Source organism: Lentzea sp. NPDC051208 (genome assembly GCF_040682435.1).
Lineage (GTDB): Bacteria > Actinomycetota > Actinomycetes > Mycobacteriales > Pseudonocardiaceae > Lentzea > Lentzea kristufekii.
The window spans coordinates 524,642-538,809 of the sequence record NZ_JBFBAW010000001.1 but is presented as its reverse complement, the minus strand read 5'-3'; the positions used below and the strand labels follow the sequence as shown (position 1 = coordinate 538,809).

At 69.0% G+C, this 14,168-nt stretch carries 10 protein-coding genes; 3 read left to right on the top strand and 7 right to left on the bottom strand.

Features of this window, described 5'->3' with window-relative positions:
* Positions 1–36: 36 nt before the first annotated feature.
* Together AB0M48_RS02275 and AB0M48_RS02270 are read left to right on the top strand one after the other, a co-directional pair.
* Positions 37–1,674: a ricin-type beta-trefoil lectin domain protein gene (locus AB0M48_RS02275; RefSeq protein WP_363835469.1), complete on the top strand. Its 1,638-nt coding sequence runs from the start codon at positions 37–39 to the stop codon at positions 1,672–1,674.
* The gene (locus AB0M48_RS02270) at positions 1,671–3,623 is read left to right on the top strand and encodes a family 43 glycosylhydrolase (RefSeq protein WP_363835468.1); all 1,953 of its coding nucleotides are present in this window, start codon (positions 1,671–1,673) and stop codon (positions 3,621–3,623) included. The genes AB0M48_RS02275 and AB0M48_RS02270 overlap by 4 nt, the downstream gene beginning before the upstream one ends.
* A 4-nt stretch (positions 3,624–3,627) precedes the next feature.
* Here AB0M48_RS02270 and AB0M48_RS02265 read toward each other — a convergent pair whose 3' ends face one another.
* Together AB0M48_RS02265 and AB0M48_RS02260 are read right to left on the bottom strand one after the other, a co-directional pair.
* Complete coding sequence (locus AB0M48_RS02265) at positions 3,628–3,867, bottom strand: hypothetical protein (RefSeq protein WP_363835467.1); 240 nt, start codon at positions 3,865–3,867, stop codon at positions 3,628–3,630.
* Positions 3,864–5,402 (bottom strand): amino acid adenylation domain-containing protein, encoded by a 1,539-nt coding sequence (locus tag AB0M48_RS02260; protein ID WP_363835466.1) that lies wholly within the window; start codon positions 5,400–5,402, stop codon positions 3,864–3,866. The genes AB0M48_RS02265 and AB0M48_RS02260 overlap by 4 nt, the downstream gene beginning before the upstream one ends.
* 213 nt (positions 5,403–5,615) lie before the next feature.
* Here AB0M48_RS02260 and AB0M48_RS02255 point away from each other — a divergent pair, with 213 nt between their 5' ends.
* Positions 5,616–5,948, top strand: coding sequence for a hypothetical protein (locus AB0M48_RS02255; protein WP_363835465.1), 333 nt, complete (start codon positions 5,616–5,618; stop codon positions 5,946–5,948).
* A 58-nt stretch (positions 5,949–6,006) separates the two neighbouring features.
* On the opposite strand, the gene AB0M48_RS02250 is transcribed toward AB0M48_RS02255, so the two are convergent.
* Genes AB0M48_RS02250 through chvE form a run of 5 tightly spaced genes read right to left on the bottom strand, consistent with a single transcriptional unit; the run spans position 6,007 to position 14,043 of the window.
* Positions 6,007–7,092 carry an aldose epimerase family protein gene (locus tag AB0M48_RS02250; protein WP_363835464.1) on the bottom strand — a complete coding sequence of 362 codons (1,086 nt, stop codon included), beginning with the start codon at positions 7,090–7,092 and terminating at the stop codon, positions 6,007–6,009.
* Between the two features lie 13 nt (positions 7,093–7,105).
* Positions 7,106–10,180, bottom strand: a complete 3,075-nt coding sequence (locus AB0M48_RS02245; protein ID WP_363835463.1) for a family 43 glycosylhydrolase — start codon at positions 10,178–10,180, stop codon at positions 7,106–7,108.
* Between the two features lie 34 nt (positions 10,181–10,214).
* Complete coding sequence (gene mmsB, locus AB0M48_RS02240) at positions 10,215–11,429, bottom strand: multiple monosaccharide ABC transporter permease (protein WP_363835462.1); 1,215 nt, start codon at positions 11,427–11,429, stop codon at positions 10,215–10,217.
* Positions 11,429–12,952 carry a multiple monosaccharide ABC transporter ATP-binding protein gene (mmsA, locus tag AB0M48_RS02235; RefSeq protein WP_363835461.1) on the bottom strand — a complete coding sequence of 508 codons (1,524 nt, stop codon included), beginning with the start codon at positions 12,950–12,952 and terminating at the stop codon, positions 11,429–11,431. The genes mmsB and mmsA overlap by 1 nt, the downstream gene beginning before the upstream one ends.
* Before the next feature lie 5 nt (positions 12,953–12,957).
* Entirely contained in the window at positions 12,958–14,043 is a 1,086-nt protein-coding gene (gene chvE / locus AB0M48_RS02230) for a multiple monosaccharide ABC transporter substrate-binding protein (protein ID WP_266043986.1), read from the bottom strand.
* Positions 14,044–14,168: the final 125 nt, after the last annotated feature.

The window sequence follows — 14,168 nt, the reverse complement described above, 5'->3', positions numbered from 1 at the left end:
GCACCGGCGGCGTCCCCCTGCGAGAAAGGGGCAACGATGCCCTCCTGGCCCAGGAAACTCACCCACCTCGCCGCCGTTCTGCTGGCGGCGATGGCGACCGTCACCGCGAACCCCGCCGCCGCGCCCGCCGCTCCCGGCAGCCCGGCTCTCACCCCGCCGCTCGGCTGGAACAGCTGGAACAGCTTCGGCTGCGGCATCACCGAGGGCCAGGTCCGCCAGGCCGCCGACGCGATGGTGTCGTCGGGGATGCGCGACGCCGGTTACCAGTACGTCGTCGTGGACGACTGCTGGTTCGACCCGCAGCGCGACTCCGCCGACAACCTGCGGGCGCACCCGTCGAAGTTCCCGAGCGGGATGAAGGCGCTGGGCGACTACATCCACGCCCGCGGCCTGAAGTTCGGCATCTACCAGGCGCCGAACGAGAAGACGTGCGCGCAGGGCACCGGCGCCCACCCCGGTTCGACCGGCAGCAAGGGCCACGAGGTCCAGGACGCGCGGATCTTCGCGTCGTGGGGCGTGGACTACCTGAAGTACGACTGGTGCTCGGGTGCCGGCACCCGCGACGAGCAGATCGCCCGGTTCACGATCATGCGCGACGCCCTGCGCGCCACCGGCCGCCCAATCGTCTACAGCATCAACTCCAACAGCTTCCACGCTCCCACCGGCGACAGGTACGACTGGAGCGAGGTCGCCGACCTGTGGCGCACCACCGAGGACCTGCTCGACATCTGGCAGAACGGCAACACCAACAGCTACCCGATGGGCGTGGGCAACGTCGTCGACATCACCGCCCCGCTCGCGGTGCAGTCCGGTCCCGGCCACTGGAACGACCCGGACATGCTCGTCGTCGGACGTCCTGGTCTCACGCTCACCGAGTCGCGCTCGCACTTCACGCTGTGGTCGCTGATGGCGGCGCCGCTCATGGCGGGCAACGACATCCGCACCATGTCCGCCGACGTCAGCGCGATCCTGCGCAACCAGCGCCTGATCGCGGTGAACCAGGACGGCCTCGGCGCGGGCGGGCGCCGGGTGCGGGACGACGGCGCCACCGAGGTGTTCGCCAAACCGCTCGCGGACGGTTCGGTGGCCGTCGGCCTGTTCAACCGCGGCGGCGGCACCGCCACCATCGCCACCACGGCCGCCCAGATCGGCCTGTCCGGCGGCAGCTTCACGCTGACCGACCTCTGGACCGGCGGCACGTCCAGCACCTCGGGCGCGATCTCCGCCTCCGTCCCCGCGCACGGCGTGACCGCGTTCCGGGTGACCGGCGGAAGTCCGCTGCAGAACACCACCTCGCGGCTGCGCGGAGCCGGGTCGAACCGCTGTCTCGACGTCGAGAACCAGTCCACGGCGGCCGGGGCCGCGGTCGTGATCCAGGACTGCCTCACGCCCGCCTCGCAGCGGTGGACGTCCTGGCCGAACGGCGAGGTCCGCGTGTTCGGCGACAAGTGCCTCGACGCGTACGACCAGGGCACCGCCAACGGCACGAGGGTCATCGTCTGGCAGTGCAACGGGCAGGCGAACCAGCGCTGGACGCTGGGCTCCGACGGGACGCTGCGCAACACCAACGCCGGTCTGTGCCTCGACGTCGAACGGGCCGCGACCGGCAACGGCTCGAAGCTGGTGCTGTGGACCTGCAACGGCCAGACCAACCAGAGGTGGTCGCGATCATGAGGTGGGCCCCTGTCGCGGCGGCGGTGTCCGCCCTCACGCTCGTGGCCGCGAGCCTCGCCGCGAGCACGACCGCACAGGCCGCTCCCGGCTGTTCGGTCACCTACACCAAGACCTCCGAGTGGCAGGGCGGCTTCGGCGCGTCCGTGTCCATCACGAACACCGGTGACGCGATCACCGGCTGGACGCTCGAGTGGACGTACGCCTCCGGCCAGCAGGTCGGGCAGCACTGGAACGCCGTGATCACGCAGAGCGGCGGCGAGGTCAGCGCGCGCAACGCCCCCTACAACGGGTCCGTGCCGACCGGCGGCAAGGTCGAGTTCGGGTTCAACGCCACGTCCGGCTCCGCCAACCCCGACCCGGTGTCGTTCCGCCTCAACGGAACCACCTGCAACGGCGGCACGGAACCGACGACGACCACGACAACGACGACCACCACGACCACGCCCCGGCCGGCGTCGTTCACCAACCCGGTGCTGTGGCAGGACTTCGCGGACATCGACATCATCCGCGTCGGTGACGCGTACTACTACTCGGCGTCGACCATGCACTACTCGCCGGGAGCGCCGATCCTACGTTCCTACGATCTCGTGAACTGGGAATTCGCCGGGCACTCGGTGCCACGTCTGGACTTCGGCGCCAAGTACGACCTCAACGGCAGCAGGGGGTACGTGCGGGGGATCTGGGCGTCGTTCCTCAACCACCGCAAGAGCAACAACACCTTCTACTGGGGCGGGTGCGTCGACTTCGCCCAGACCCACATCTACACCGCCGCGGCCGTGGACGGGCAGTGGTCGAAGCACTCGACGATCAACAAGTGCTACTACGACGCGGGAATGCTGGTCGACGACAACGACACGATGTACGTCGCGTACGGCAACACCACGATCAGCGTCGCGCAGCTGTCGGCGGACGGGAAGTCGGAGGTGCGTTCGCAGCAGGTGTTCCAGACGCCGTCCAACATCGGCACCCTGGAGGGCGCACGGTTCTACAAGCGCAACGGCAGCTACTACATCTGGCTCACCAGGCCCGCGAACGGCCAGTACGTGCTCAAGTCGTCGAGCCCGTGGGGCCCGTACACCGTCCAGCAGGTGCTGCTGAACATGCCCACGCCGATCCAGGGCGGAGGAGTGCCACACCAGGGCGGCATGGTGCAGACGCAGAACGGCGACTGGTACTACATGGCCTTCGTGGACGCCTACCCCGGCGGCCGCGTGCCGGTGCTCGCGCCGATCACCTGGACCTCCGACGGCTGGCCGCGCATCACCACGGTCAACGGCGGCTGGGGCGCGAACTACCCGATGCCGAACCTGCCCCCGCCACCGCGCCAGGTCAAACCGATGATCGGGGTGGACACCTTCGACGGCACGAGACTCGGGCCGCAGTGGGAGTGGAACCACAACCCGGACACCACGAAGTACAGCGTCAACAACGGGCTCAGGCTGTCCACCGCGACCGTCACCAACGACCTGTACAACGCCCGCAACACCCTCACCCACCGAATACAGGGGCCGACGTCCACGGCCACAGTCACGCTCGACCTCGCGTCGATGCGCGACGGCGACCGCACCGGTCTGGCGATGCTGCGCGACTCCTCGGCGTGGATCGGGGTCAAACGCGACAACGGCCGCAACCGAGTGGTCATGGTCAACGGCCTCACCATGGACAGCAGCTGGAACACCACCGGCACCGGCACCGAGGTCGCGAGCGCGAACCTCACCGGCACCCGGATCTGGTTGCGCGCCAACGCCGACATCCGTCCCGGCAGCGGACGGCAGGCCCGGTTCTCCTACAGCACGGACGGCGTGAACTTCACGTCGCTGGGCAGCGGCTTCACACTGAAGAACGAGTGGCAGTTCTTCATGGGCTACCGGTTCGGCATCTTCAACCACGCCACGCAGGCGCTCGGCGGCTCCGTCGGGGTGCAGCGCTTCGAGCTGTCCACTCCCTGACGGGTCAGAGGTAGCAGAAGAACAGCACGCCGAGCACCGCACCGGTCATGGCGGCGACGAGAACCGTCGCCGCCATGACCACGAGCCGGCGCCGCCGCACCGCCCACGCCTCCGGGACGCGCGACAGCAGGCCCCTCAGTCCCGCCAGCCCGCAGACCTCGCGCTCGCACGAGGCGCACTGCGCGAGGTGCTCCTCGTAGACGAGCCGATCCGCCGGTGGCAGGACGACGTGCCGCACCGTCATGCCACGGGCTCCCGCCGCAGTCCGTCCACATGGGACAGCAGCGCACGCCGGTCGACCTTGCCGCGGTCGGTCGTGGGCAGCGCGTCGACCGGGACGATCAACGTCGGCACGCAGTAGTACGGCAGCCGTTGCGAGACCGCCCGCCGCGCCTGCTCCGGCGTCGCGGTGCCGGGGCTGATGAACCCGACGAGCCTGCCGTCGTGCACCACGGTCGTGGCGCGGTCGCAGTCCTCCGCACGCTCCAGCGCCGCCGTGACCGCGTCCAGTTCGACGCGGAACCCGCGCACCTTGACCTGGTCGTCGGTGCGGCCGCGGTGCTCCAGCCGGCCTTCGCGCGTCCACCTGCCGAGGTCGCGCGTCCGGAACATGAGGTGGTCGCCGCCGAGGAACGGGTCGGGGCGGTACCGCTCCGCGGTGAGGTCGAGGTCGCCCAGGTACCCCGCCGTCACGCAGGCGCCGCCGGCCCACATCTCGCCGACCGCGCCGATGGGGCACGGCAGCAGGTCGTCGTCGAGCACGTACACGGTCGTGTTCGGCACCGGCCTGCCGATGGTGAGCTGCCCGGCGCCCGGTTCGTAGCGGTGCACGGTGTTGACGATGGTGACCTCGGTGGGACCGCACGCGTTGTAGAAGGCCACGCGGTGAGCCCACACGTCCGCGAGGGCCTGCGGGCAGCGCTCGCCGGCGACCGCGACCGTGTGCACCCGTTGGCACGCGGCGGGATCCAGCGTCGCCAGCACGCTGGGCGTGGCGATCACGACGTCGACCGTGCTCGCCGTCCGCGCGAGGTCGTCGCCCCGGATCACGAGCGTGCCGCCGTTCGCGAGCGTGCCGAGGATCTCCCACATCGCCATGTCGAAGGCGATGTTGAGCAGCTGGGACACCCTGGTCCCCGGTCCGACGCCCAGCGAGCCGGGAGTGGTGAGCAGGACGTTGCACAGGTTGGCGTGGGAGACCCGCACGCCGTTGGGACACCCGGTGGTGCCGGAGGTGAAGATGACGGCGGCGATGTCCGACTCCGCCGTGAAGGTGCGGCAGAACGCGCCGACGTCGGGCAGGGTGTCGATCGTGATGATGGTGGCCAGGTGAGGGGGCAGCGAGGCCGTGTCCGCGGTCGTCGTGAGCACCACGTCGACGTGCGCGGCCCGGACGATGTGCCGCAGGTGGGCCTCGGGCGTGTTGCGCACGTCCTGCGGCACGTAGGCCGCTCCCGCCTTGAGCACCGCCAGGATGCCCACCACCATGGAGATCGACCGCGTCAGGAACAGGCCCACGTGGTCACCGGGGCGCACGCCACCGCGGACCAGCAGTTCCGCCAGCAGCGTGGCTCTGGCGTCGAGTTCCCCGTAGGTCAGGGACTCGCCGAGGTGTTCCACGGCGGTCAGGTGCGGGCGGCGCGCCGCGTGCGTCTCGAAGGCGTGGTGGACGTGGTCGGACGGAGGGGTCCGGACGGGACCGGCGCCGAACACCTGGAACAGTTCGCGGTCGGCGGGGGACAGATCGAACAGGGCGGATTCCTGGAACACGGTTGTCACGACAGGTGCCCTTTCGTGAGCGGTGCGTGGGCAACCGCTTGAACGAGACAGCCCGCCGGGAAGTTCACGTCGTGTCGAATCGCCCGTCGAATCGAAAGTGCTTGTGGTGCAATGCTTTTCTGACGCCCCGAACTGCGGCGTCCCGTCACCCGGACGGGTGATCAAATGCTCCTGCGTTTGTCATGGTCGTCTGCGCATATGAGCATCTGTCCTATGACGACTGTCGAGCACGCTCCCGCGGAACTGCACCGCCACACCCACGGTCCCGGTTGCGGGCACGACGCCCTCGTGCACCGGGACCACGTCGACTACTTGCACGACGGACACCTGCACCGCGAACACGTGACGGATCGCGGCGTGCACTACGACGAGTGCGACAAGTGCAGGTGCGCGCACTGCGCGGACTCGTGCGCGCAGTGCGACTGCTCGGAATGCGACTGCCCGACCTGCAACCACGCACAGTGCGCCTGCGACGGGTGCACCGACTCGTGCGCCAACTGCACGTGTGCCGAATGCACCTGCCCCACGTGCAGTCACGCCGCCTGAGCTAAGGCCTGCGTCGAAGTCTGGTCCGCGACAGCCGCGCCGGACTTCGACACCGACCCTAGTCCGCAGTGGACAGCTGGAAGACCGTCTCCTGGTGGTAGACGTCGCCGGGCCGCAGCACCGTGCTGGGGAAGTCCTGGCGGTTCGGCGAGTCCGGGAAGTGCTGTGCCTCCAGGGCGAAGCCGGCGCCGGGGCCGTACGGGCGGCCACTGGTGCCGACCAGGTCCTCGGTCAGGAAGTTGCCGGAGTAGAACTGCAGGCCGGGTTCGCTGGTCCACATGGTCAGCAGGCGCCCGGAGACGGGGTCGCAGGCCTGCGCGGCGAAGGTGGCGCCGGACGAGTCCAGCACCCAGTTGTGGTCGTAGCCTCCCGCGATGCGCAGCTGGGGGTGGGCCGCGCGGATGCGGGAACCGATCGCGGTCGGCAGCCGGAAGTCGAACGGGGTCGCCTCGACCGGCACGGGCGCTCCCACCGGGATCAGGGACTCGTCGACGGCGCAGAACCGGCTCGCGTTGAGCATCAGCGACTGGCGGTGCACGTCGCCGCTGCCTTCCCCGGCCAGGTTCCAGTAGGTGTGGTTGGTCATGTTGAGGACGGTCGGCGCGTCCGTCGTCGCGCGGTAGGTGATGCTGAGGCGGTTGTGCCGGTCGAGCCGGTATGTCACCTGCGCGTCCACGGTTCCGGGGAAGCCGCCGTCCCCGTGCGGGCTCACCAGTTCGAGCCGCACGCCCACGCTGTCCGTCTCGTGCAGTTCGGTCGCGGACCACACCCGCGTGTCGAAGCCCGCCGGCCCGCCGTGCAGGCTGTTCGGGCCGTTGTTGAGGGGGAGCTGGTGCTGGACGTCGTCCAGGGTGAAGGCGCCGCGGGCGATCCGGTTGGCGTACCGGCCGATCACGGCGCCGAAGAACACCCTGGCCGCGTCGGGCCGGTTGTTCGCGACGTAGTCGTCGAGCGCGGGGAACCCGAGGACCACGTTGGCGGGCACACCGTGGCGGTCCGGTGCCTCCAGCGACTGGATCACCCCGCCGTAGTCCAGCACCCGCACGGTGAGCCCGCCCGGCCACGCCAGGACGTACCGGTGCACGTCGGTGTCACCGGCCCGTCCGAACAGTTCCCGGCGTAGCTCGGGTTCCCGCTGCGACATCGAACTCCTCGTATCAGTTGATCAGGGCCCGGCAGTGCTGCGGCCGGATCCGTTGTGGTGCGACGCTCTCCAGCGTCGGCGCGACCGGGACGATGGAGCCGTCGCGGCCGAACCTCATCCTGTCGATCGTGGTCTCGCGGTGCGTGCCGTCCCCGCCGGGGATGGCGAAGCGGTGGTACACGAGGTACCAGTCGTCGGTGCCCGGCACCTGCAGCATCGAGCTGTGTCCGGTGCCCTTGATCCCGAGCTTCAGGTCCTTGCTCAGGATCAGGCCGCGGTTCGTGAACGGGCCGGTGGGGCTGGGCGCGGTCGCGTACGCGACGCGGTAGTCCTCGCTGCGCGTGTCGTCGATCGACCAGCTCAGGTAGTACGTGCCTTTGCGCTCCACCATGAACAGGCCCTCCCGGAAGTCCGTCAGCCCGGTGAGGCGGGTGATCTTGGCCGGGTCGTAGGAGATCATGTCACTGTTGAGCGGAACGACGTAGGCCTCACCGTTGCCCCAGTACAGGTACGCCTGCCCGGAGCGGTCGACGAAGACGGCGGGGTCGATGGCCTGGCCACCGCCCGTGGGGTTGCGCGAGATCAGGGGCCGGCCCGAGTCGACGAACGGGCCGGTCGGGGAGTCGCTCACGGCGACGCCGATCTTGGCCTCCGCGCAGAAGTAGAAGTAGTACTTCCCGCCGCGTTCGACGATCGCGGGTGCCCACGCGTTGCGGTCGGCCCAGCTCACGCCGGGACCGAGGTCGAGGATGACGCCCTCGTCCTTCCAGTCGACCAGGTTCTTCGACGACCAGGCGGAGAACTTCGTGCCGCTCCAGCCGTCGAAGCCGTCCGTTGTCGCGTAGATGTAGTAGGTGTCGCCGAACGCGACGATGTTCGGGTCGGCGTTCAGGCCCGGCAGCACAGGGCTGCGCATCTCGTGGGCCTCGACCGTCCACACCCGACTCTCGCGGCCCGACCGCACGGTGAACTGCCGCGGCTTGCGCAGGTCGACCGGCCCGCTGGGCGTGATGGTCGCGCCGGGGGCGAGTCCGAAGTCGAGCTGGACCCGCCGCAGGTCGGTGCCCGGCCGCACGGGGAGCACGACGCTGCCCGGTTCGATGACGGCGGGTGCCTTGAGCGAGCTGTGCGCGACCGACCGGATCAGGGTCGCGTTGAACGGGAGCGCCGCCACGTCGGTGCCGGAGAGCGCCCGGTTGTAGAGGCGGACGTCCTTCATCCTGCCGAGGAGCGTCCGGTCCGCCGCGTAGACCGACCGGCCGAGGTAGTTGGCCGCGGTGATCCCGCCGCCGAGGTCGGAGGGCTTGGCGGTGACGCCGGTGTTGCGCGCCACCTCGACGCCGTCCAGGTAGAGCACCTCCACACCGCCGCCGATCGTCAGCGTCACGTTCTTCCAGACGCCGCGGGGCAGCGCACGGCCGGAGTTCGCGCCCTGCTCGGTCGTCCAGTTGCCGGTGGCGATCGCCCCCCGGTAGGTGTCGCCGGTGCTGAACAGGTACCCGTTGCCGGTGCCGTTCGGCGCGGTGTTGCCGAAGCCGTACAGGAAGTACGGCGTCTGCTGGGCCGGATCCACCAGCACGTCGGCGGAGATCGTGGCCGCCTGGGCGCCGGTCAGCATGTTGTTCGGCAGCTGGACGTGCCCGCCGCGCAGCGACAGGGACCCCTCGGAGAACGTGGCGTTGCCGGCGAGCACGCCGTCATAGCCGTGACCGGTGGCGTCGGCGGCGGAACCGGTGAGCGGCCAGTGCGCGACCAGGCCCTTCGCGTCGGCCTTCACCGGCGCCGGGGGAGCGGTGAGCCGGGCCAGCTCGGCCTGGGTCACCGGGAGCACCGTGCCGTGGCGCGGGGACGTGGGCAGGCGCGCGCCCGTGGACATCGTCCACTTCCCGGAGGCGAGGTCGGTCGTCTCGAACGGCACGTAGCCGCGGCCGCCGTACTCGTCGATGAAGAGGTACCACTTGTCCTCGGTGTTGGACTTGAACCCGGTCGGGCCCTCACCGGCGCTCAGGCCAGGACTCGTCGCGGTGGCCTTGCCGATGCACTCCGCGACGAAGTCGTACTTCGGGTTCAGCAGGTCCGCCGACTTCTCCGCGGTGATGTACTTGCTGCACGGCGAGGACGACGAGTTGTTCCGCTCGTCCTTCGTGTACCGGTAGTACGTGCCGTTGTGCTCGATGACCGTCGAGTCGATGACCGAGTAACCGGGGTCGATCCACACCTTCGCCGGGCTGAACGTCACGAAGTCGCGCGTGGTCGCGTACATCATCCGGTTGTAGCTGTCGCCCGTGTGGCCGGGATCGCTCTCCGCGTACAGCTTCGAGGCCCAGTAGACGACGTAGTGCCCGCGCTTGGCGTCCCAGAACGCCTCCGGTGCCCACGTGTTGCCCGCGGTCGGCGGCGAGACCTCGACGCTGCGCTGGCGCGACCAGTTCCGCAGGTCCGTCGACTCCCACACCATCAGCGACCGGCTGCCGCTGCGCTGCGCCGCGTCCCAGCCGCGCCCACCGTTGATCTTCAGGTCGGTGGCCAGCAGGAAGAACTTGTCGCCCTCGGGGGAGCGCAGGATGAACGGGTCGCGCACGCCCAGCTCGCCGAGGCTGGACTTCAGCACCGGCTGGCCGCCGTTGACCTCGGAGAAGTCGAGCGGGTTGTTCCCGTTGCTGGCGGCGGCGTAGATCTGCTCACCGATCGGGCTGCCCTCGCCGGTGAAGTAGAAGAAGCTGTAGCCCGCCAACGGTTCCTTGACGGGCAACGGGGCGACGGTGGCGGTGAGCGCGCGGGTGGCGCTCTGCTGCCCGCGGCTCACCTTCGCCGTCAGCACGACCTTGGCGGGCTTGCTGCCCGCAGGAGGGCGGCTCACCTCACCGGTCGGCGTGATCACCTTGCCGTTGGACGACTTCCACGTGATGGTCGTGTCGTTGGTTCCCGTGGTGGGCAGGGTCAGGTGGCCGCGGACGTCGTCGATGTTCGGGACTTCCACGGCGTTCGCCGCCGTCCGCACGAGCGGTTCGGCGGCGGCCGGCGTGACGGGGAGCAGGGCGGCCGTCACGGCCACGACGACTCCGAAATGGCGCAGGGATGACAACATCGTTGTTGTTCGCCTTCCGGGCAGGGGAGGAACTTCAGGCGCGTCGCTTGGTCCACACGTCGTAGGCGACCGCCGCGAGCAGGACGAGACCCTTCACGAGCATCACGCGTTCACTGGGCGCGCCGATCAACGACATGCCGTTGTTGATCACGCCCATGATCAGGCCGCCGGTGATGGCGCCGACGACCTTGCCGACACCGCCCTGGACCGCGGCGCCACCGATGAAGGCGGCCGCGATGGCGTCCAGCTCGAACGACATGCCCGCCGTCGGGCCCGCCTGGTTGAGCCGGCCGGCGAAGATCACGCCGGCCAGCGCGGCCAGCGCGCCCATGTTGACGAACACCCAGAACGTGACGGCCTTGACCTTCACGCCGGACAGCGTGGCGGCCTGCACGTTGCCGCCGATCGAGTAGATGTGCCGTCCGAACACGGAGTTGCCGGCCATCAGCGAGTAGCCGAGCGCGAGCGCCGCGAGCAGCACCAGCACCCACGGCAGGTTGCGGAACCGGGCGAGCTGCACCACGACCGCCATCACGACGACACCGACGCCCACGATCTTGAGGACGAACACCGGCATCGGCTCGACGACCTGGCCGTAGCCGAGCCGGGCCGCGCGCTTGCGCCACTGCGACAACGCGAACCCCACCACGAACGCGAGACCGGCGAGCAGGCTCACCAGGTCGGCGCCGCCGAGCGGCCCGAGACCGATGTTGCCGAGGTAGCCGCCCGTGAAGCCGTTCGCCAGCGAGCGGATCTCGTCGGGGAACGGCCCGATGCCCTGGTTGCCCAGCGTGGTCAGCGTGAGCGCGCGGAACACCAGCATGCCGGCCAGCGTGACGATGAACGCGGGAATGCCGAAGTAGGCGATCCAGTAGCCTTGCGCGGCGCCGATCAACGCGCCCGAGAGCAGCGTCAGGAGCACCGCCACCGGCCACGGGAGTCCCCACTGGACGGTCAGCACCGCGCAGATCGCCCCGGTCAGCGCCACCGTCGAACCGACCGACAGGTCGATGTGCCCGCCGATGATCACCAGGATCATGCCGATCGCGAGGATCAGCACGTAGGAGTTCTGCACGATGATGTTCGAGATGTTCTGCGGCTGCAGCAGGGCGCCGTCGGTCAGCACCGCGAACAGCACGACGATCAGCGCGAACGCGACGTAGATGCCCGACTGCCGCAGGTTGATCGAGAACCGCCGCGACCGCGCGGGCGGTGCGGCGGCGGGAGCGGGCGCGATCTTCGTGGTCATCAGCTCTGTCCTCGCGTCATGTACTGCATCAAGCGTTCCTGCGTTGCCTCTTCACGGCTGACCTCGCCGGTGATGCGGCCTTCCGACAGCGCGTACACGCGGTCGCACAGGCCGAGGAGCTCCGGCAGCTCCGAGGAGATCACCAGCACCGCGCGGCCCTGGGCGGCGAGGTCGTTGATGATCGAGTAGATCTCGTACTTCGCGCCGACGTCGATGCCACGCGTCGGTTCGTCGAGGATCAGCACGTCCGGGTCGGTGAACATCCACTTCGCCAGCACGACCTTCTGCTGGTTGCCGCCGGACAGCGTGCCGGTCGGCGTCGACACGGCGGCGGTCCTGATGCCCATCGACTTCCGGAACCGTTCCGCGACCGTGTACTCCTCGTTCTCGTTCACCCAGCCGCGGCTTGCGAGCTTGTCCAGCGCGGCGGCGGAGACGTTGCGCTGCACGCCCTCGATGAGGTTGAGGCCGTACTTCTTGCGGTCCTCGCTCACGTACGCGAGGCCGTGCCGGATCGCGCCGCGCACGGTGCGCGTGTCGATCTCCTGGCCGTCCTTGAGCACGCGCCCGGAGATGCCGACGCCGTACGAACGGCCGAAGACGCTCATCGCGAGCTCGGTGCGGCCCGCGCCCATCAGGCCGGCGAGACCGACGATCTCCCCGCGCCGCAACGACAGCGTGGCGTTGTCGACGACCACCCGGTCCGGCTGGGCGGGGCTGTGCACCGTCCAGTCCTCGATGCGCAGCACCTCCTCGCCGATGTCGGGCGTGCGCGGCGGGAACCGGTGCTCCAGGTCGCGGCCGACCATGCCGGAGATGATGCGTTCCTCGCTGAGCCCCTTGGCGGGCAACGTCTCGATCGTCTTGCCGTCGCGCAGCACCGTGACCGTGTCGGCGATCTTGATGACCTCGCCCAGCTTGTGGGAGATGATCACCGAGGTGATGCCCTCGTTCCGCAGACCGTCGAGCAGGTCCAGCAGGTGCTGCGAGTCGTCGTCGTTCAACGCGGCCGTCGGCTCGTCCAGGATCAGGAGGCTGACCTCCTTGGACAGCGCCTTGGCGATCTCGACGAGCTGCTGCTTGCCGACGCCGAGGTCGTTCACCGGGGTCGTCGGGTTCTCCCGCAGTCCCACGCGGTCGAGCAGCGCCTGGGCCTCGTGGTTGGTGCGGTTCCAGTCGATGAACCCGCGCCGGGACCTCTCGTTGCCCAGGAACAGGTTCTCCGCAACGGAGAGCTGGCCGCACAGCGCCAGCTCCTGGTGGATGATCACGATGCCGCGGCGCTCGCTGTCGCGAATGCCGTCGAACGCGCACGGCTCGCCCTCGAAGAGGATGTCGCCGTCGTACGTGCCGTGCGGGTGCACCCCGGACAGCACCTTCATCAGCGTGGACTTGCCCGCGCCGTTCTCGCCGCAGATCGCGTGGATCTCACCGCGCCGCACGGTCAGGGAGACCTCGTGCAGCGCGGTGACACCCGCGAACCTCTTGGTGATGCCGCGCATCACCAGGATGTCGTCGGACACAGGACCTACCTGAGCTGGTCGGCGGTGTAGTAACCGGAGTCGATCAGTTCCTTCTGGTAGTTCGCCTTGTCCACGGGGACGGGCTGGAGCAGGAACGACGGGACGACCTTGTTGCCGTTGTCGTAGTCCTTGGTGTTGTTGACCTCGGGCTTGCCGCCCTTGAGCACCGCGTCGGCCATCTTCACCGTGACGTCGGCGAGCAGGCGGGTGTCCTTGTGGATCGTGGAGTACTGCTCACCGGCGATGATCGACTTCACCGAGGCGACCTCGGCGTCCTGACCGGTGACGATCGGGTAGGCCTGGCCGGCCGCTCCGTAGCCACCGCTCTTGAGCGCGGAGAGGATGCCGATCGAGATGCCGTCGTAGGGGGAGAGCACGCCGTCGACCTTGGCACCGCCGTAGGTCGAGGTGAGCAGGTCCTCCATGCGCTTCTGCGCGGTCGCGGGGTCCCAGCGCAGGATCGCGACGGTCTTGAAGTCCTTCTGACCCGACTTGACCACGAGCTTGCCCTGGTCGATGAGCGGCTGGAGCACGGACATGGCGCCGTTGAAGAAGAACGTGGCGTTGTTGTCGTCCGGCGACCCTGCGAACAGCTCGACGTTGAACGGGCCCTCGCCCTTCGTCTTCAGGCCGGCCAGCAGCGAGTTCGCCTGCTCCACGCCGACCTTGAAGTTGTCGAACGTCGCGTAGTAGTCGACGTTCGGGCTCTTGCGGATCAACCGGTCGTAGGCGATCACCGGGATCTTGGCGTCGGCGGCCTGCTGCAGCTGCGAGGTGATCGCGGTGCCGTCGATCGAGGCGACGATCAGGAGCTTCGCGCCCTTGGTGATCTGGTTCTCGATCTGGTTGGCCTGGGTCGGGATGTCGTTCTCCGCGTACTGGAGGTCGACCTTGTACCCCTTGCCCTCCAGGGCCTTCTTGATGTTGTCGCCGTCGTGGATCCAGCGTTCGGACGACCGCGTCGGCATGGTGACACCCACCAGCGCACCCTCGCTGGAGGTGGTCTGCTGGTCGACCGTCTTCTGCGCCGAACCACAGGCCGCGAGGGTGACGGCGAGTGCGGTGGTGGCCGCGATCCTGGCAAGCCTCATTGCTTCTCCTCGATGTCACCGACAGGCAACAGTGCTGTAGGCGGCGAGTGTTATCGCTAACAACTGGCCCGTCAAGTTTCATCTGGATAACAGCAGGTAGTGCCTGTTAGCGCTCACAGAGGCCG

Bases quoted from the DNA above. Each gene is read 5' to 3' on its own strand.
- AB0M48_RS02275 (WP_363835469.1), top strand. From the start codon at position 37: ATGCCCTCCTGGCCCAGGAAACTCACCCACCTCGCCGCCGTTCTGCTG.
- AB0M48_RS02270 (WP_363835468.1), top strand. From the start codon at position 1,671: ATGAGGTGGGCCCCTGTCGCGGCGGCGGTGTCCGCCCTCACGCTCGTG.
- AB0M48_RS02265 (WP_363835467.1), bottom strand. From the start codon at position 3,867: ATGACGGTGCGGCACGTCGTCCTGCCACCGGCGGATCGGCTCGTCTAC.
- AB0M48_RS02255 (WP_363835465.1), top strand. From the start codon at position 5,616: ATGACGACTGTCGAGCACGCTCCCGCGGAACTGCACCGCCACACCCAC.
- AB0M48_RS02250 (WP_363835464.1), bottom strand. From the start codon at position 7,092: ATGTCGCAGCGGGAACCCGAGCTACGCCGGGAACTGTTCGGACGGGCC.
- AB0M48_RS02245 (WP_363835463.1), bottom strand. From the start codon at position 10,180: ATGTTGTCATCCCTGCGCCATTTCGGAGTCGTCGTGGCCGTGACGGCC.
- mmsB (WP_363835462.1), bottom strand. From the start codon at position 11,429: ATGACCACGAAGATCGCGCCCGCTCCCGCCGCCGCACCGCCCGCGCGG.
- chvE (WP_266043986.1), bottom strand. From the start codon at position 14,043: ATGAGGCTTGCCAGGATCGCGGCCACCACCGCACTCGCCGTCACCCTC.